At 68.4% G+C, this 17,644-nt stretch carries 16 protein-coding genes, 1 rRNA gene and 1 riboswitch; of the genes, 4 read left to right on the top strand and 13 right to left on the bottom strand.

Going from position 1 to position 17,644, the window contains the following annotated elements; genetic code table 11:
* The first annotated feature begins 13 nt into the window (after positions 1-13).
* Positions 14-1,963: an amino acid transporter gene (locus ACWCRD_RS33580; RefSeq protein ID WP_450969515.1), complete on the top strand. Its 1,950-nt coding sequence runs from the start codon at positions 14-16 to the stop codon at positions 1,961-1,963.
* Between the two features lie 163 nt (positions 1,964-2,126).
* Here the strand turns inward: ACWCRD_RS33580 and ACWCRD_RS33575 are convergent, their stop codons facing one another.
* Positions 2,127-2,588, bottom strand: coding sequence for a hypothetical protein (locus tag ACWCRD_RS33575; protein ID WP_450969514.1), 462 nt, complete (start codon positions 2,586-2,588; stop codon positions 2,127-2,129).
* Between the two features lie 31 nt (positions 2,589-2,619).
* Between ACWCRD_RS33575 and ACWCRD_RS33570 the strand changes: the two genes are divergently transcribed.
* Positions 2,620-3,015, top strand: coding sequence for a TOBE domain-containing protein (locus tag ACWCRD_RS33570; protein ID WP_123963776.1), 396 nt, complete (start codon positions 2,620-2,622; stop codon positions 3,013-3,015).
* 199 nt (positions 3,016-3,214) lie between these two features.
* Entirely contained in the window at positions 3,215-3,634 is a 420-nt protein-coding gene (locus ACWCRD_RS33565; protein ID WP_450969664.1) for a TOBE domain-containing protein, read from the top strand.
* A 47-nt stretch (positions 3,635-3,681) separates the two neighbouring features.
* On the opposite strand, the gene gcvP is transcribed toward ACWCRD_RS33565, so the two are convergent.
* Positions 3,682-6,567 carry an aminomethyl-transferring glycine dehydrogenase gene (gene gcvP, locus ACWCRD_RS33560; RefSeq protein ID WP_450969513.1) on the bottom strand — a complete coding sequence of 962 codons (2,886 nt, stop codon included), beginning with the start codon at positions 6,565-6,567 and terminating at the stop codon, positions 3,682-3,684.
* Positions 6,568-6,743: 176 nt separating this feature from the next.
* Positions 6,744-6,839, bottom strand: a riboswitch (glycine riboswitch).
* A 113-nt stretch (positions 6,840-6,952) separates the two neighbouring features.
* On the opposite strand from gcvP, the gene ACWCRD_RS33555 reads away from it, so the two are divergent.
* A complete protein-coding gene (locus ACWCRD_RS33555; RefSeq protein WP_450969512.1) occupies positions 6,953-7,330 on the top strand; it encodes a PRC-barrel domain-containing protein in 378 nt (125 codons plus the stop codon).
* A 51-nt stretch (positions 7,331-7,381) separates the two neighbouring features.
* Here ACWCRD_RS33555 and ACWCRD_RS33550 read toward each other — a convergent pair whose 3' ends face one another.
* The 11 genes from ACWCRD_RS33550 to rrf all read right to left on the bottom strand — a co-directional run.
* Positions 7,382-8,746 carry a DNA polymerase IV gene (locus ACWCRD_RS33550; RefSeq protein ID WP_450969511.1) on the bottom strand — a complete coding sequence of 455 codons (1,365 nt, stop codon included), beginning with the start codon at positions 8,744-8,746 and terminating at the stop codon, positions 7,382-7,384.
* A gap of 79 nt (positions 8,747-8,825) precedes the next feature.
* Complete coding sequence (locus ACWCRD_RS33545) at positions 8,826-9,509, bottom strand: MerR family transcriptional regulator (protein WP_450969510.1); 684 nt, start codon at positions 9,507-9,509, stop codon at positions 8,826-8,828.
* A gap of 203 nt (positions 9,510-9,712) precedes the next feature.
* The gene (locus tag ACWCRD_RS33540; RefSeq protein ID WP_004002801.1) at positions 9,713-10,186 is read right to left on the bottom strand and encodes a bifunctional nuclease family protein; all 474 of its coding nucleotides are present in this window, start codon (positions 10,184-10,186) and stop codon (positions 9,713-9,715) included.
* A gap of 85 nt (positions 10,187-10,271) precedes the next feature.
* Positions 10,272-11,009, bottom strand: a complete 738-nt coding sequence (gene ftsR, locus ACWCRD_RS33535) for a transcriptional regulator FtsR (protein WP_450969509.1) — start codon at positions 11,007-11,009, stop codon at positions 10,272-10,274.
* A gap of 44 nt (positions 11,010-11,053) precedes the next feature.
* Entirely contained in the window at positions 11,054-11,959 is a 906-nt protein-coding gene (locus ACWCRD_RS33530; protein WP_123963781.1) for an FHA domain-containing protein, read from the bottom strand.
* Positions 11,960-12,020: 61 nt separating this feature from the next.
* On the bottom strand, positions 12,021-12,875 hold the full coding sequence (locus ACWCRD_RS33525) for a DUF881 domain-containing protein (protein WP_450969508.1): 855 nt from the start codon (positions 12,873-12,875) through the stop codon (positions 12,021-12,023).
* 5 nt (positions 12,876-12,880) lie between these two features.
* Positions 12,881-13,213, bottom strand: a complete 333-nt coding sequence (locus ACWCRD_RS33520; protein ID WP_003988855.1) for a small basic family protein — start codon at positions 13,211-13,213, stop codon at positions 12,881-12,883.
* Positions 13,210-14,115, bottom strand: a complete 906-nt coding sequence (locus tag ACWCRD_RS33515; RefSeq protein WP_450969507.1) for a DUF881 domain-containing protein — start codon at positions 14,113-14,115, stop codon at positions 13,210-13,212. Before ACWCRD_RS33515 ends, ACWCRD_RS33520 begins: the two co-directional genes overlap by 4 nt.
* A gap of 106 nt (positions 14,116-14,221) precedes the next feature.
* The gene (locus ACWCRD_RS33510) at positions 14,222-16,717 is read right to left on the bottom strand and encodes a sugar phosphate nucleotidyltransferase (protein ID WP_390700295.1); all 2,496 of its coding nucleotides are present in this window, start codon (positions 16,715-16,717) and stop codon (positions 14,222-14,224) included.
* Positions 16,718-16,832: 115 nt separating this feature from the next.
* Positions 16,833-17,441, bottom strand: coding sequence for a CDP-alcohol phosphatidyltransferase family protein (locus tag ACWCRD_RS33505; RefSeq protein WP_123963785.1), 609 nt, complete (start codon positions 17,439-17,441; stop codon positions 16,833-16,835).
* 108 nt (positions 17,442-17,549) lie between these two features.
* Positions 17,550-17,644 (bottom strand): 5S ribosomal RNA (gene rrf, locus ACWCRD_RS33500); the annotation flags it as partial.

Genomic DNA, 17,644 nt, shown 5'->3' with positions numbered 1-17,644 from the left:
CAGGAGCACGCCGATGGCCACGACCGAGCACCCGCCTCCCAGTCGCCTGCGCGCCTGGATGCTGGAGGGCCTGTCCGACATGGGCAAGGGCATCCAGCAGGCGCCGCACGCCCAGCCGGAGCCCGCGCACAAGGGGCAACGCTGGTACCGCGTGATGTGCCTGACCGGCGTCGACTACTTCTCGACCCTCGGATACCAGCCCGGCATCGCGGCTCTGGCCGCCGGCCTCCTGTCGCCGGTGGCGACCATCGTCCTGGTGATCGTGACGCTCGCCGGTGCGCTGCCGGTCTACCGGCGGGTGGCCGAGGAGAGCCCGCGCGGCGAGGGCTCGATCGCGATGCTGGAGCGGCTGCTGTCGTTCTGGAAGGGCAAGCTGTTCGTCCTGACCCTGCTCGGCTTCGCCGCCACCGACTTCCTGATCACCATCACCCTGTCGGCGGCCGACGCCTCGACCCACCTCGTCGAGAACCCCCACCTGACCAGCACCCTGCACGGCCAGCAGATGCTGATCACGCTCATCCTGGTCGCCCTGCTCGGCGCGGTGTTCCTCAAGGGCTTCCTGGAGGCGATCGGCGTCGCGGTCGCGCTGGTGGTGGTCTACCTGGGCCTCAACGTCGTCGTCGTGGCCGTCGGTATGTACCACGTGATCACCGCGGGCCATCTGGTCACCGACTGGGCCGGCGCCCTGACCACGGAACACGGCAACATCTTCGCCATGATCGGCGTCTCCCTGCTGGTCTTCCCCAAGCTCGCGCTCGGCCTCTCCGGCTTCGAGACCGGCGTCGCGGTCATGCCGCACGTCCAGGGCGACCCGGGCGACACCGAGGAGAACCCGAAGGGCCGCATCCGCGACACGAAGAAGCTCCTCACGGCCGCCGCGCTGATCATGAGCGTGTTCCTGATCGCGACGAGCTTCATCACCACCGTGCTGATCCCGGCGAAGGAGTTCAAGTCCGGCGGCCAGGCCAACGGACGCGCCCTCGCCTATCTCTCGCACGAGTACCTGGGCAACGCCTTCGGCACGGTCTACGACATCTCGACCATCGCCATCCTCTGGTTCGCCGGCGCCTCCGCCATGGCCGGCCTGCTCAACCTGATGCCCCGCTATCTGCCCCGCTACGGCATGGCCCCGCACTGGGCCCGCGCCGTGCGCCCGATGGTCATCGTCTTCACCCTGATCGGCTTCCTGGTCACCTGGATCTTCAACGCCGACGTCGACGCCCAGGGCGGCGCCTACGCCACCGGCGTCCTGGTGCTGATGTCCTCGGCCGCGATCGCGGTGACCATCGCCGCCCACCGTGCCGGGCAACGGGGCTGGACCATCGGCTTCGGAGTCGTCTCGGCGGTCCTCCTCTACGTCACCGTCGCCAACGTCATCGAGCGCCCGGACGGCGTCAAGATCGGCGCCTGCTTCATCGCCGGCATCATCCTGGTCTCCCTGCTCTCCCGGCTGGCCCGCGCCTTCGAGCTCCGCGTGACCAGCGTGACGCTGGACGACATGGCGGAACGATTCATCCGGGACATGGCCAGCCGCAAGATCCGCTTCATCGCCAACGAGCCGGACCAGCGGGACAAGGCCGAGTACCGCGACAAGATCGAGCAGATCCAGAACGACAACGACATCCCCGGCGAGGACTTCGTCTTCGTCGAGGTCACGGTCGTCGACCCCTCCGAGTTCGAAGCGGGTCTGACGGTGCGCGGCGAGGTCCTGCACGACCGCTACCGGGTGCTGACCCTGGAGTCCTCCTCCATCCCGAACGCGCTGGCCGCCCTGCTCCTGCACGTCCGCGACACCACCCGGTGCACCCCGCACATCTACTTCGAGTGGACCGAGGGCAACCCCTTCGCCAACTTCCTGCGCTTCTTCCTCTTCGGCCAGGGCGAGGTCGCCCCGGTCACCCGAGAGGTACTGCGCGAAGCAGAACCGGACCGCATCCGCAGGCCTCGCGTCCACACGGGCTGACACGGGTCTGTGTCCCTGTACGACTGCGGGGCCCAGCTGCCCTGAAGGACGCCCGAGCTCCTTGCGTGCCCTCATGGAGGCGCCCTGAAGGGGCGCGGGGCTGTGTCGATGTGCTGCGGCTCCGCCGCGCGGGGGCGACCAGCCACGACGGCGCCGCACACGATCACGGACCCGGTACTCGGGGCCTCGGGCGTCTCCTCAGCAACCCACGCCGCTGCCGACGCACCACCACCTGACCGAAGTTCATACGGCCATGGATCTCGACGCGCAACTCCACGGGCACGCCCGGGCCGGCCCCCGACCGGTTCTTGACGCCCCCGTACTCCAGCACCAGCGAGTCGGTGTCCACCACGACGCCCGGGCGGGTCAGCAGCTTCAGTGCACCTCCGCGCAGGTCCACTTCGATGTGCAGGGTGTCGTGCGTGATCACCGCGTCCGTGAAGTCGAGCGTCACCTCGCCCCACTCCGAGTCGATCTCCAGCCACCGCGGCACCACCCAGCCGCCACCGCGCCGCGCGGAAGCACCGCGTTGCTCGATGCGGTCGACGTCCTTGCCGGCGGCCTCCGCGGCCGATCCAGGCAGGTCCACCGTCAGAACGGCGAGTTCGCCCAGACCCCCATCCACCAGCACCCGTTCCCGGCCCTATCGTGACCGCATGCAGAGCTACACCATCGGCCAGGCCGCACGACTGCTCGGCGTGAGTCCGGACACCGCACGCCGCTGGGCCGACGCCGGCCGGGTGGCGACCCATCGCGACGAGGGCGGCCGACGGCTCATCGACGGCCGGGACCTGGCCGCCTTCTCCGTGGAACTCGCCAAGGCGGGCAGCGCCGAGGAGGAGACCTCCTACACCTCGGTCCGCAACGCCTTCCCCGGCATCGTCACCGCGATCAAGCTCGGCGACGTGGCGGCCCAGGTCGAGATCCAGGCCGGCCCGCACCGCCTGGTCTCACTACTGACCCGCGAGGCCGTGGAGGAGCTCGGCCTCGAGGTCGGTATGGAGGCCACTGCCCGCGTGAAGTCGACCAACGTGCACATCGACCGCACCTGACCCAGGACGACTCCCCTACGGCGAGCCCCGGCTCATGCGATTCCGCACCCGGCCGCCACGGCCCGGGCGACGGCCAGGGCGACGGCCAGGGCGACGCAGACACGCGCGTACCCGGCATAACACCCCCCTGGGGCTACGGTGGGCCCGGGCACAAAGCCCTCGATCCCCCACCCCCTGCGAGGCGTTCCCCATGAGCCCCCTGAGCCTGAGCATCCGCAACCAGATCCCCGGAACGGTCACCGCCATCACCCCGGGCGAGGTCATGGCCACCGTCAAGGTCCGCCTCACCGGCGGTCAGGACATCACCGCGGCGATCACCCTCGAGTCCGCCGAGGAACTCGGCCTCGCCGCGGGCACCGCCGTACGCGCCCTGGTGAAGTCGACGGAGGTCTCCCTGGCGACCGCCCCGGTCGAGGGCCTGTCCATCCGCAACCAACTGCCGGGCACGGTCACCCACGTGACCACCGGCGGAGCGATGGCCTCCGTGAAGATCGCCGTGGACGGCGGCGAACTGACCTCCGCGATCACCAAGGACGCCGTCACGGACCTCGCCCTGACCGCCGGCACACCCGTCGTGGCCCTGATCAAGTCGACGGAGATCTCACTCGCGACGGCGTAACGGGAAAGGGCCCCGCCGCAGCGGGGCCCTCCTCCACGACCACTGCCTCAGTCGTCGTACGCGTCCAGCGGCGGGCACGAGCACACCAGGTTCCGGTCACCGAAGGCCTGGTCGATCCGGCGCACCGGCGGCCAGTACTTGTCGGCGGCCGACACCCCGGCCGGGAAGACGGCCTCCTCACGCGAATACGCGTGCTCCCAGTCCCCACCGAGCGCGGCCGCGGTGTGCGGCGCACCCCTCAGCGGGTTGTCCTCGGCCGGCCACTCGCCCGCCCCGACCTTCTCGATCTCCGCACGGATGGCGATCATCGCCTCGCAGAACCGGTCCAGCTCGATCAGATCCTCGGACTCGGTCGGCTCGATCATCAGCGTGCCGGCCACCGGGAACGACATCGTCGGCGCGTGGAAGCCGTAGTCGATGAGCCGCTTGGCCACGTCGTCGACGCTCACACCGGTCGCCTTGGTCAGCGGCCGCAGATCGATGATGCACTCGTGCGCGACCAGCCCGCCCGGGCCGGTGTAGAGCACGGGGTAGTGCGGCTCCAGCCGCTTGGCGATGTAGTTGGCGCTCAGCACGGCCACCTGCGTGGCCCGCTTCAGCCCCTCGCCGCCCATGAGCCGGACGTACGCCCACGAGATCGGCAGGATGCCCGCGGAGCCCCAGGGAGCCGCGGAGATCGGCCCGACGCCCGTCGCCGGTCCTGCGGCCGGCTGCATCGGGTGGTTCGGCAGATACGGCGCCAGGTGCGCCCGCACACCGACCGGTCCGACGCCCGGCCCGCCGCCGCCGTGCGGGATGCAGAAGGTCTTGTGCAGGTTGAGGTGCGAGACGTCACCGCCGAAGTGCCCCGGCTTGGCGAGCCCCACAAGGGCGTTGAGGTTGGCGCCGTCGACGTACACCTGCCCGCCGGCCTCGTGCACCTGCGCGCAGATGTCGGCGACATGCTCCTCGAACACACCGTGCGTGGAGGGGTACGTGATCATCAGCACCGACAGCTCGTCGCGGTACTGCTCGATCTTCGCCCGCAGGTCCTCGATGTCGATCTCGCCGTCCTCGGCGGTCTTCACGACGACGACCTTCATCCCGGCCATCACTGCGCTGGCGGCGTTCGTACCGTGCGCGGACGACGGAATCAGACACACGGTCCGCTGTTCGTCCCCGTTGGCCCGGTGATATCCGCGTACGGCGAGCAGTCCGGCCAGCTCGCCCTGCGATCCGGCGTTGGGCTGCAGGGACACCTTGTCGTACCCGGTGACCTCGGCGAGCCGCTCCTCCAGCTCACGGATGAGGGTGAGGTAGCCCTGCGCCTGCTGGGCCGGCGCGAAGGGGTGCAGCTGCCCGAACTCGGGCCAGGTGACCGGCTCCATCTCGGTGGTCGCGTTGAGCTTCATGGTGCAGGAGCCCAGCGGGATCATGCCCCGGTCGAGCGCGTAGTCACGGTCGGCGAGCCTGCGCAGGTAGCGCAGCATCGCGGTCTCGGAGCGGTGCTCCTGGAAGACCGGGTGGGTGAGGTAGTCGTCGGTGCGCAGCAGTCCTGCGGGCAGGCAGTCCTCGGTCGCCGCGTCCAGCGCCTCGATGTCGCCCTCGACCCCGAACGCGGTCCACACGGCGCCCAGTTGGGCCCGTGCGGTGGTCTCGTCGCAGGCGATCGACACGTGGTCGGCGTCGACCAGGTGAAGGTTGACTCCGTTCTCACGAGCGGAGGCCAGCACCTCGGCGGCGCGGCCCGGCACCCGCACGGTGAGCGTGTCGAAGTAGGAGCCGTGCACGACCTCGACCCCACCGGCCTGAAGGCCCGCGGCAAGGATGGTGGCGTACCGGTGGGTGCGCCGCGCGATCGCCTTGAGCCCCTCAGGGCCGTGGTACACGGCGTACATCCCCGCCATGACGGCGAGCAGCACCTGGGCCGTGCAGATGTTGCTGGTGGCCTTCTCCCGCCGGATGTGCTGCTCCCGCGTCTGCAGCGCGAGCCGGTAGGCCTTGTGCCCGTCGGCATCCACGGAGACGCCCACCAGCCGGCCGGGCAGGCTGCGCGCGAACTTCTCGTGCACCGCCATGTAGCCCGCGTGCGGCCCGCCGAAGCCCATCGGCACACCGAAGCGCTGGGTGGTCCCGACCGCGATGTCCGCGCCGAGCTCCCCGGGCGACTTCAGCAGCGTCAGCGCCAGCAGGTCGGCGGCGACAGTGACGAGCGCACCGAGCTCGTGCGCCTGGTCGATGAGCGGCTTGATGTCGCGTACGACGCCGGAGGCGCCGGGGTACTGGACGAGTACGCCGTTGATCTCCCGCCCGGCGACCTCGGCCGGAATGCCGTCGCCGAGGTCGGCGACCACGACCTCCACACCCGTCGGCTCGGCACGGGTCTCGATCACGGCGATGGTCTGCGGCAGCACGTCCGCGTCGATCAGGAACAGGCCCTTCTTGTTCCTGCCCATGCGCCGGGACAGCGCCATCGCCTCGGCGGCGGCCGTCCCCTCGTCGAGCAGCGAGGCACCGGAGGTGGGCAGCCCGGTCAGGTCGGCGACCATGGTCTGGAAATTGAGCAGGGCCTCGAGCCGCCCCTGGGAGATCTCGGGCTGGTAGGGCGTGTAGGCCGTGTACCAGGCCGGGTTCTCCATCACATTGCGCAGGATGACGGGCGGAGTGAAGGTCCCGTAGTACCCGAGCCCGATCATGGAGTCGAGCACCTGGTTCCGGTCGGCGAGCGACCGCAGCTCGGCCAGCACCTCGGCCTCGGTACGCGCACCCGGGAGCTCCAGCGCATCCGAGTTCTTGATCACATCCGGCACCGCGGCGGCGGTCAGCTCGTCCAGCGAGCCATATCCGACATGTGCGAGCATCTTGGCCCGCGCCTCGTGATCAGGCCCGATATGGCGCTGCTCGAACGGGATTCCCTGTTCGAGCTCGGAGAGCGGAATGCGATGGGCGGTCATTGCGGAGGCCTCCTGGTCTGACACGACCTTCGAGGGGCACCACGGCACGGGTACCCGGACGGCCTCCCCCTCTGTCATCTCAACCTGAGAGCTTCACCGGGACACCCGAGGGCGCCCGGCTTTCACCGTCGGTGAGAGCGGAAGCCATCGACACCCGCCCTGCTTTCCAGAGTGACCTCGTCCGCGCGGTACGTGGGCCTGAGAGATTCCGGGGAGGATTTGCTCCTTCGGCGCCTCCGATGATGTCTGGAGGACTCTCCCGCACGGGGTCAGCAGCCGCTGTCAGCCTACCAGCGAGCACACCATCCGATCGTTCGAGTGGCCGCCATCACCAATCTGCTCTTTTGTAGTGCTTACGGATGAGTTGCGACCAAGTGGAGGGCCCGTGCAGACCGACATCGATCCGCGCAACCTGATCGGCCGCAAGGCGTTCGACCGCAACGGCACCAAGCTCGGCACCATCGACGAGGTCTACCTCGACGACGCGACCGGCGTGCCGGAGTGGGCGGCCATACGCACCGGCCTGTTCTCCCGGGACGCATTCGTCCCCCTGGAACCCAGCGAACTGATCGAAGGCACCCTCCACGTCCCCTTCGACCGGTCCCTCATCAAGGACGCCCCCGACTTCGGCGTCGGCCGCCACCTCTCCCCCGAACAGGAGCTTCAGCTCTACCACCACTACGGCCTGGACCTCCCCGCTCCGTCCCCCTTCCCGGACCATGACTTCGGCAAGCTCGCGGGCACGGAGGACGCGGACGCCTAGGCCCGTCGCCTGGATCGCCCCGGCCCCCGCGCGGACCAGCGCCCTCCCCCGTCAGGCGCCGACTTCGTGCACGGAGGCTCCGGGTCTCGCCGCCACCAACGGCAACGGGTCCGCCGGCTCCAGCTCAGGATCATCGGTGCGAAACGTCCGCACCCGCCCGGGCTCCGAATCCGGCGTCTCGAACCGCACGGTCACCCGCCCGAGCCCGCTTCCCTGCACCCACCCGTGCCCGAACTCGGCATGCCGCACATCGTGCCCGGCCGGCCACCGCCGTTCGACAACCACCTTCTGCTCCTCGGCGGGCTCCTCGTCCGCTTCGTCCGCCAGATGTTCCGCGCCGTCCCCCGCGGCCTGCGCGAACAGATCCTCCTGCGTGTAGTCGGCCAGCCCGCTCACCCCGACCCCCAGCAACCGCACACCCCCTGTCGTGTCCACCGAGTCCAGCAGCCGGGCGGCAGCCTCCCGCACCACCGCCGGATCGTCCGTGGGCCCGCGCAGCGTCTCGGAACGAGTCAGCGTCGAGAAGTCGTAGCGCCGCACCTTCAGCACGATGGTCCGCCCCGAAAGACCCGCACCTCGCAGCCGCCGCACACACCGGTCGGCCAGCCGCTGCACCTCCAGCCCCACCCTCACCCGGTCGTGGATGTCCACGTCGTACGTGTCCTCGACCGATACCGACTTGGCCTCCCGCTCGGCCACCACGGGCCGGTCGTCGTGCGCCAGCGCCATGGCGTACAACGCGTGTCCATGGGCCTTTCCCAGCAGCCGGACGAGCTCGTCCTCACCGGCCTCGGCGATCTCGTCGACCGTGGTGATGCCGGCCCGCCGCAGATGGTCCCCCGTGGCCGGCCCCACCCCCGGCAGCATCCGCACCGACATCGGTCCGAGCTTGGCCCGCTCGGTCCCGGGCTCGACCAGCACCAGCCCGTTCGGCTTGGCCTCCTCGGAGGCGATCTTCGCGAGCATCTTGCAGGCGGCGAGGCCCACGGACCCGGTGAGCCCCGTGTCCGCCCGTATGTCGGCGCGCAGCTTCTCCCCCACCAGCCGCGCCGACGCCGCGTCCCAGGCCGCCTCCCCGGCCTCCAGGTCCACGAAGGCCTCATCCAGGCTCAGGGGCTCCACCAGAGGCGACAGCGAGTGCAGCAGGCCCATGACCTGCTCGCTGATCGACCGGTAGAACCCGAAGCGCGGCACCAGATACGCGGCGTTCGGTGCCAGCCGCCGCGCCTGCGCCATCGGCATGGCCGACCGCACCCCGAAGACCCGTGCCTCGTACGAAGCGGTGGCGACCACCCCGCGCGGCCCGAGCCCACCCACGATCACGGCCTTCCCTCGCAGACTCGGCTTGGATGCCTGCTCCGCCGAGGCGTAGAAGGCATCCATGTCGAGATGCAGGATGGTGGGCGCGTTTCTCACATCTCCGATGCTGCCCTACGCCACTGACAATGCCGCCCTACGACCGCCGAAGGGCTCTCAGAAGCCGCAGAGAACGCGGTCAGACCGCCCGGTTCCGCCGCCGTGCCAGCTCGTCCGCCGGATTGTGCCCGACCAGGGTCTCACCGGTGTCGATCCGCTCGCCGTGCAGCTGCGAGAGCGCGCTGTCGACGTCCCGCCACACCACACCGACGGCGATCCCGAAGATCCCCTGGCCGCCCTGGAGCAGCGCATGGACCTCGTCGGGCGAGGTGCACTCGTAGACCGTGGCCCCGTCGCTCATCAGCGTCATGCGCTCAAGGTCCCGGAAGCCCCGCTCCCGCAGGTGCACCACCGCGGTACGGATGTTCTGCAACGACACACCGGTGTCCAGGAACCGCTTGACGATCTTCAGGACGACGACGTCCCGGAAGCTGTACAGACGCTGCGTGCCCGACCCGTAGGCGGGCCGCACGCTGGGCTCGACGAGCCCGGTACGGGCCCAGTAGTCCAGTTGCCGATAGGTGATGCCGGCGGCCGCACAGGCCGTCGGACCGCGATAGCCGATCTCCTCGGACGCCATGGACGCCGCCCCTCCGCTGCTCGGCACGGCCGCCGGTCGCTGCGGAGCGTGATCGGCCGCGCTGCCGGGATGGGGGTCCCCCCAACTCGAACGAAGTTGAGAGCTTGGGGGAGGGTACGGACCGCTCTCCCCGAGACTGCGTCCGGGGCCACCCCCAGCCGTACCGTCGCCGCTGCTTCTCACGCCGACCTCCGTCCTTGACCTGCCATCTCGACGGTAGGCAGTCACCAGGGGTGCGTCAACGATCGCCACACTCGGCACGCCGAGTGATAATCACCCTAAGAGTGGTTTCCCGCACCCCACCGCGGGGAAAGGCTAGCCGAATGCGCTCGAAGGGGGCCGCAGGACGCTCTCACTCGCCGTTGGCACTTGTCGGCGTCTGAGACTCACTGGCTGCTTGTCCCGAAGTCCTCCGGCGAGATCTGGTCGAGGAACTCGCGGAACTTCTCCACCTCGTCCTCCTGCTCATCCGGAATCGCGATGCCTGCGTCGTCGAGCACACCGTCGCTGCCGTAGATCGGCGTTCCGGTGCGCAGGGCCAGCGCTATGGCGTCGGACGGACGGGCGCTGACTTCGACCCCGCTGGCGAAGACCAGCTCCGCGTAGAAGACGCCCTCCCGCAGATCCGTGATGCGCACTTCGGTCAGCTCCTGACCGACGGCCTCCAGCACGTCCTTGAACAGGTCGTGGGTCAGCGGTCGTGCGGGGGCCATGCCCTGCTGGGCGAAGGCAATGGCAGTCGCCTCCCCCGGCCCGATCCAGATGGGGAGGTAACGGTCGCCTCCCACTTCACGCAGGAGCACGATCGGTTGGTTGGAGGGCATTTCGACCCGGACACCTACGACATCGAGCTCGTTCACACAGCAACCCTAGGACCTGCCCGGGACGTTTGGGTAGTCGAGCCGAGAACGGGGGGCCGATCCGGCCTCCCCGAACCCGCCGGACTCAGGGCAGTCGCACACCGAGCGCGATCTGCACGAGGGCGGCGTGCAGCTTCACCGTGAGCGCCGCCAGCTCCTTCGTACGCGCCTCGGCATGCGCCCTGGTCTGCGGATTACGGTGGCGCTTCAGCGGGGCCACCACCTGGTCCACCAGCCCGGCCTCACGCTCGGCGGCGGCCTTCATGGCCCTGAGGTGCCGCGGTTCGATCCCGGACTGCCCGAGCTCCACGACGAGCGACGCCACGGTAACCGTCTCCGCGTCGTACGCCCCGTCCGGCAGCGGCGCCACCAGGCCGTACGACTCCCACTCCTCGAGTTCCTGCTCGCCGATCCCGGCGGCCGCGAGCAGCTCGTCCCGCCCGATCCGAGCCGCGGTGGGCCCCTCGGGCGCCTCGAGGAGGGACTCGCCGTCCCGCTGGCGTCCCACCACGGGCAGCGGGGCCGCCTCACCGCGCTCCATGGCGTCCAGATGCTCCCGGATCACCTTGAGGGGCAGATAGTGGTCCCGCTGCATCCTCAGCACCTGGCCGAGGCGCTCGACGTCGTCCGCGCTGAACTTGCGATACCCCGACGGGGTGCGCTGCGGCTCGATGAGCCCCTCCGACTCCAGGAAACGGATCTTGGAGATGGTGACTTCGGGGAACTCGTCGCGCAGCACGTTCAGCACCGTGCCGATGCTCATCAGACCGCTGTCCGTGTCGGCGGTGCCGTGTCCGGCACCGCCGCTCGGTGTTCGAAGCATGGACATTCCCTTGGGGTCCCCCCGGACGGGGTCTGGGGGAAGGGTCAGTAGCCCCGCTGGCTTGCGTAGAAGACCAGCCGGTACTTTCCGATCTGCACCTCGTCACCGTTGTTCAGAGCGACCTGGTCGATCCGCTCGCGGTTGACGTATGTGCCGTTCAGACTGCCCACGTCGGCCACCGTGAACGAGCCGTCCGCACCACGGCGGAACTCCACGTGCCGGCGCGAGACCGTCACGTCGTCCAGGAAGATGTCGCTCTGCGGATGACGGCCGGCAGTGGTCAGGTCCCCGTCCAGCAGGAAGCGGCTGCCCGAGTTCGGCCCGCGGCGCACGACCAGAAGCGCGGAGCCCAGCGGCAGCGCGTCGACGGCCGCCTGTGCCTCGGGAGAGAGCGCCGGCATCTGCGTCTGACCGGTGACCTCGGCGTCGTAGGCCTCGATGCCGGAAATCGAGATCGTCGACGTCGTCTCGGACGGCCGCTCGGCCGCGCCGCCGGCCCGCAGGGGCGCGCCACAGTTGGAGCAGAAGCGGCTGTTCTCCGCGTTGCGGTTACCGCACCTCGTACACACCAGGGCCGACATAGGGGAAAACCCTCCACCCGTACTTGAGGTTGACGGTTGCCCGAAACCTATGCCGCCGGACTGCGCAGGGTCAACAGACGGCGCGCCCTGACCTCCGGGAATGTCACCACCCGGCCCAGGGACCTGGTCCCGGAACAGTGGGCGCTGACCCTCCGCATCGGGCTGTGCGCGATGACGAGCGGTCGCGTTGTCGCTACCCTCTCGCGCGCTCTTGCCGAACAACTTCGCAAACAACTTCACGGGCGATTCCCCTTGACCGAAACAGACCCGCCCGTGGGGCAGGACGAACCCTGATTGCATACACCGGCCGACCCGGACATCCTCACAACGTCCGTATCCACCAGACAGTTTCCACCACGCACCACCCATTCGGTGCGCCGACCCCCCGCAACCTCATGCCCCCGCCGGACGTCCGCCATGCACCGCCCGTTCACGGCGAGGACGACCGAGCGTAGTCAGGCCGCTTCGCAGCTCGCAACGCGTCCACAATGATCTTGTTCGACCGATCGACGGCAACGGTGGCCTGCTCCTTCTCAAGAGTCTGCACCACGCCTCCAGGGATGTTGAGCGCCGGTTCGAGGTCCGCCGGCTTGCCGATGACCTTGAAACGAAAGGGAGCGTTGATCTTGTTCCCGTCGACGCTCACGCTCTTGCCCGAGTCGGTGAGGTAGGTGTTGGCGACGACACGTACGTCGTTCACCTGGATCGCCTCCGCCCCGGCCGCACGCAGCTCCTGGATCGCGTCGAGCAGCATGTCCGCCTGGACCGTCCCCTTCGTGTCCTCGATGGTCATCGTGATGCCGGGCCCCTGCGCGGCCACCGTGCCCGCCAGAATGCCGAGTTGCTTCTCCTTCTCGACGGTCTGCTTTCGGGCCTCCTCGGCCTGGTTGGAGCTGTTCTCCAGCTCGTCGCGCTGTTTCTCCAGTCCCTGCTTCTCGTCCTCAAGACGCTGGGTACGGTCGTCGAGTTCATCCAGGATGCGAACGAGATCTTCCTGACGCGCGCCGCGCAGCGCGCTGTCGCTGTTGCTGTTCGAGGCCACCTGGACGGCCAGGCCGAAGCCGAGGCCGAACAGCAGGACGGCGACGATGAGTTGGGCGCGAGTGAGGCGCGGCGGCCAGAGGCCCTGCACCAGCCGCTGCCGCCCGGTGAGAGAGGGCTGCTTCTCCTCAGAGGGCTGCTTCTCCTCGGGAGCTGCCGCCGTCACATCGGGCTCCGTCGCGGGGACCTCCTCCGGAAGTTCCTTGCGCAGCCTGTTCTCCGGCGTCTCTTCGTTGTCGCTCATCGGCCTCACGCCCGGAACACGTGCCGGCGGATCGCCGCGGCGTTCGAGAAGATGCGGATCCCGAGGACCACGACGACACCGGTGGACAGCTGGGCACCCACACCCAACTTGTCGCCCAGGAACACGATCAACGCGGCAACGACCACATTGGACAGGAACGACACCACGAAGACCTTGTCGTCGAAGATGCCGTCGAGCATGGCACGCAGACCACCGAAGACGGCGTCGAGCGCCGCGACGACGGCGATCGGCAGGTAAGGCTCGACGACCGCCGGAACCTCAGGCCGGACCAACAGGCCGGCCACGACTCCCACTACGAGGCCCAGTACGGCGATCACGATGTGCCCTTCTCAGTCTTCTCGGTTGTCGGCTGTGCTGTACGTACGATCACACTCGGTGCGGCAGGCAGCCGGAGGTCGCCTTCCACGGAGATGCTGGTCCGGATGCCGTAGGTCTCCTGCAGGGCGTGCAGATACAGCCCGTCGGCGCTGTTCTGGAACCTGCTGCTCAGCTGCTTGCCGTTCCCCACGGCCAGCACCGTATAGGGAGGAACCAGCGGCTTGTTGTCGACCAGTATCGCGTCCCCGGCGGCCCTGATCGCCGAAAGCGCCGTCAGCCGCTGCCCATTGATCGAAACGGCCTCGGCCCCCGACTCCCACAGCCCGTTGACCACACGCTGCATGTCGCGGTCCCGCACTCGACCGGTGTCGGAGAAGTCCGTGGTCTCGCGCGGATTGCCGTTGCCGCCGCTGGTTGCTTCCTTGGCGTCGTTCACGACCAGTTTCACGCCGGGACCGTGCACTTCGACGGCACCCGACAAAATCCCCACCAGCTCCGACTGATCTCCACTGCCGCTCTTCTTGAGAGCCTCCCGCTGGCGCGCACTCACCTCGTCGCGCAGCTTGTCGACGGAGCCTTCCAGCTTGTCCGCCGCCGTGGTCTCCCGGTCGATGCGGTTGATCAGTTCCTCGCGCTCCTTGGCGACGACGGGAGCCGCCACCCGAGCCTGCGCCGCTCCAACGGTCACGACGAGGGCCGCGAGCACCAGACCCGCGGCCAGGCCGAGCCTGGCCCGAAGGGTCTTCGGCAGAGCGCCGTCGCCCGCGGCCTTCTTCCTGGCGGCCGCCTCGGCGTACCCGTCGTCCAGGCTGTGGTCCATGACATTGGTGAGCAGCGACATGGAAGCGTCCGGACGCGAGGGTCGCGTGGGTGTGCTCCGAACGGGGGGCTGCTGCGGCATGCCGCACATCGTCGCATGTCGCGGCCACTACCTCCGAATGGCCCCACCGGCGTGCCGGACGGGCCCCTTGGGGACACCTGTCCGGCACGCGCGTGTGCTGCGTTTTTCAGCGGCCGGCGCTGTCCACGACTGCCGACCACTCGTCGAGCAGGGCCTGCGCGGAGGCGTCGTCCGGCCCCTCAGCCCACAGGTGGGTGACCGCTTCGGCCGGGTCGGGCAGCACCATGACCCAGCGCCCGTCCGTCTCCACGACCCGCACACCGTCGGTGGTGTCCACGAAGCGGTCTCCGGCCGCCTCGACCACACGTCGCATCACAAGGCCCTTGACGGCCCAGGGAGTCGCAAGATCCCGCTTGAGGACGTGTGCCCGCGGAATCCGGGCATCGATCTGGCTGAGGGTGAGCTGCGTCCGCGCCACCAGCCCGATCAAGCGTACGAAGGCCGCCGTACCGTCGAAGACGCTGCTGAACTCCGGGACGATGAAGCCGCCCTTGCCGTCACCGCCGAAGATGGTCGAGTCGTCGCCGCCGACCCTCGTCAGGTCGTCGGGCGAGGTCGTCGTCCACTCGACCTGTGTCCCGTGGTACGCCGCAACTTGCTCGGCGATCCTCGTCGTGGTCACCGGCAGCGCCACCCGCCCACTGCGCCGCTCCGCGGCCACCAGATCCAGCATGACGAGCAGCGCCCGGTCGTCCTCGACGATCCGCCCCTTCTCGTCAACCAGCGACAACCGCTCGCCAACCGGGTCGAACCGCACTCCGAAGGCAGCCCGCGACGACGCGACGATCTCACCGAGCCGCACCAGCCCCGACCGCCGCACATCGGCGGACTCCGTGGGCCGCGACTCGTCGAGCCCGGGGTTGATGGTCAGCGAGTCCACACCGAGCTTGCCCAGCAGGCTGGGCAGGACAAGCCCGGCGCTGCCGTTCGACGCGTCGACGACGACCTTCAGTCCGGACTCGGTGATCCCGGTCGTGTCGACATTGCGCAACAGCGAGCCGGTGTACGAGTCGAAGACGCTGGCGGGGAAGTGCAGGTCGCCGATCTCCCCGGGGAACGCACGCCGGTACTCCTGCCGCGCGAACACCCGGTCCAGCTTTCGCTGGCTGCCCTGCGAGAGATCGGCGCCGTTTCCGTCGAAGAACATGATGTCCACGGAGTCCGGCACCCCGGGCGTGGTTCGGATCATGATCCCGCCGGCGCTGCCCCGCGCCGTCTGCTGCCGGGCGACGGGCAGCGGTACGTTCTCCAGGTCCCGTACGTCGATGGCGCTGGCCTGCAGGGCGGAGATGACCGCCCTCTTCAGCGCACGGGCGCCACGGGAGTGGTCACGGGCGGTCGTGACGGTGGAGCCCTTCTTGAGCGTCGTCGCATAGGCGCCGGCCAGGCGCACGGCGAGTTCGGGCGTGATCTCCACGTTCAGGATGCCGGACACCCCGCGAGCACCGAACAGATGCGCCTGGCCCCTGGACTCCCAGATGACCGAGGTGTTGACGAAGGCGCCGGCCTCGATGGTCTTGAACGGGTAGACCCGCACATTGCCTTGCACGATCGATTCTTCACCGATGAGGCACTCATCGCCGATGACCGCACCGTCCTCGATCCGAGCGGCCCGCATGATGTCGGTGTTCTTTCCGACGACGCAGCCACGCAGATTGCTGTGCTGCCCCACGTACACGTTGTCGTGCACAACGGCCTTGTGCAGAAACGCACCGCTCTTCACCACGACGTTCGAGCCGACGACGGTGTGCTCACGAATTTCGGCGCCTGATTCGACCTTGGCGTAGTCGCCGATGTAGAGCGGGCCGCGCAGCACGGCGTCGGGATGCACCTCGGCACCCTCGGCCACCCACACCCCGGGGGACATCTCGAAGCCGTCGATCTCGACGTCGACCCTGCCCTCCAGAACGTCGGCCTGCGCCTTCACATAGCTCTCGTGAGTACCGACGTCCTCCCAGTACCCCTCCGCGACATAGCCGTAGATCGGCTTGCCTTCCTTCATCAGCTGCGGGAAGACATCCCCGGACCAGTCCACGGGCACATCGGGCTCGACATAGTCGAAGACTTCGGGCTCCATCACGTAGATGCCCGTGTTCACCGTGTCGGAGAAGACCTGGCCCCAGGTGGGCTTCTCGAGGAAGCGCTCGACCTTTCCTTCTTCGTCGACGATCGTGATGCCGAATTCCAGCGGGTTCGGCACACGCGTCAGGCAGACAGTGACGAGCGCACCCTTTTCCTTGTGGAAATTGATCAGCTCGGTGAGGTCGAAGTCGGTCAGGGCATCACCGGAGATGACGAGGAAGGCATCGTCCTTCAACGCCTCTTCGGCGTTCTTGACGCTTCCTGCGGTACCGAGTGGCTTCTCCTCGTTGGCATAGGAGAGCTCCATTCCGAGCTCTTCGCCGTCACCGAAGTAGTTCTTGACCAATGAGGCCAGGAACTGGACAGTTACGACGGTCTCGTTCAGCCCATGCCTTTTGAGCAGCCGTAGCACATGCTCCATGATCGGGCGGTTGGCCACGGGCAGGAGCGGCTTGGGCATGCTTGAGGTCATGGGGCGAAGGCGTGTGCCTTCACCTCCGGCCATCACGACGGCCTTCATGTCGGAAGCGTCCTCCTCAAAAAGACGACGGTCTAGCCGACTTCACCCGCCCAGATTGTCCCGCACTTTTTCGCCGAGGGCCATCCAGGCACTACGGCCGCAGCAATCGGCGAGTTCAATCGGCCATGGCGTCCGCGCGGACGAGGCGACGGACTTGTACCACGTAGAGGACTCCTGCCCACCAGTAGAGCGTTGTACCCCATCCAGCGAACGCCCATCCGAAAATAGCAGCGAGTGACGAGATCCATCCAGTTCCGTCACTGAGCAGGAGCAAGGGGAAGGCGTACATCAGGTTGAAGGTGGCCGCCTTCCCCAGGAAGTTCACCTGCGGCGGCGGATAGCCATGCCGCCGGAGGATGCCCACCATCACCAGCAGGACGAGCTCGCGCGCCAGAAGTACAGCGGTCAACCAGAACGGCAGAATCTCGCGCCAGGTGAGGCCGACCAGCGTCGAGAGAATGTAGAGCCGGTCGGCGGCGGGGTCGAGCAGCCGGCCGAGGCTGCTGATCTGGTTCCAACGCCGCGCGAGCTTGCCGTCGAGGTAGTCACTGACTCCGCTCAGAGCCAGCACCAGCAGCGCCCACGTGTCACTCTTGGGGCCCCCGAACTCAGGCCTGAGGATCAGCCACAGAAAGACCGGCACGCCGACGAGACGCGCCATGCTGAGGATGTTGGGGATGGTGAGGACCCGGTCCGTCTGGACGCGGGTCTCCTGGACCTCCACCCGGGGGCCTCCTGTGGGAAACGTGCCAACGATGCCCCCTGACCTTACCTCAACGCAAAAAAGCTCTGGCTCTTGGGCTGTTGCCCAAGAGCCAGAGCTCTAAAAGGAGTTCGGCGGCGTCCTACTCTCCCACAGGGTCCCCCCTGCAGTACCATCGGCGCTGTAAGGCTTAGCTTCCGGGTTCGGAATGTAACCGGGCGTTT

Source organism: Streptomyces sp. NPDC002092 (assembly GCF_053593775.1).
The sequence above is the reverse complement of the archived record's forward strand: the minus strand, read 5'-3'. Positions and strand labels throughout refer to the sequence as shown.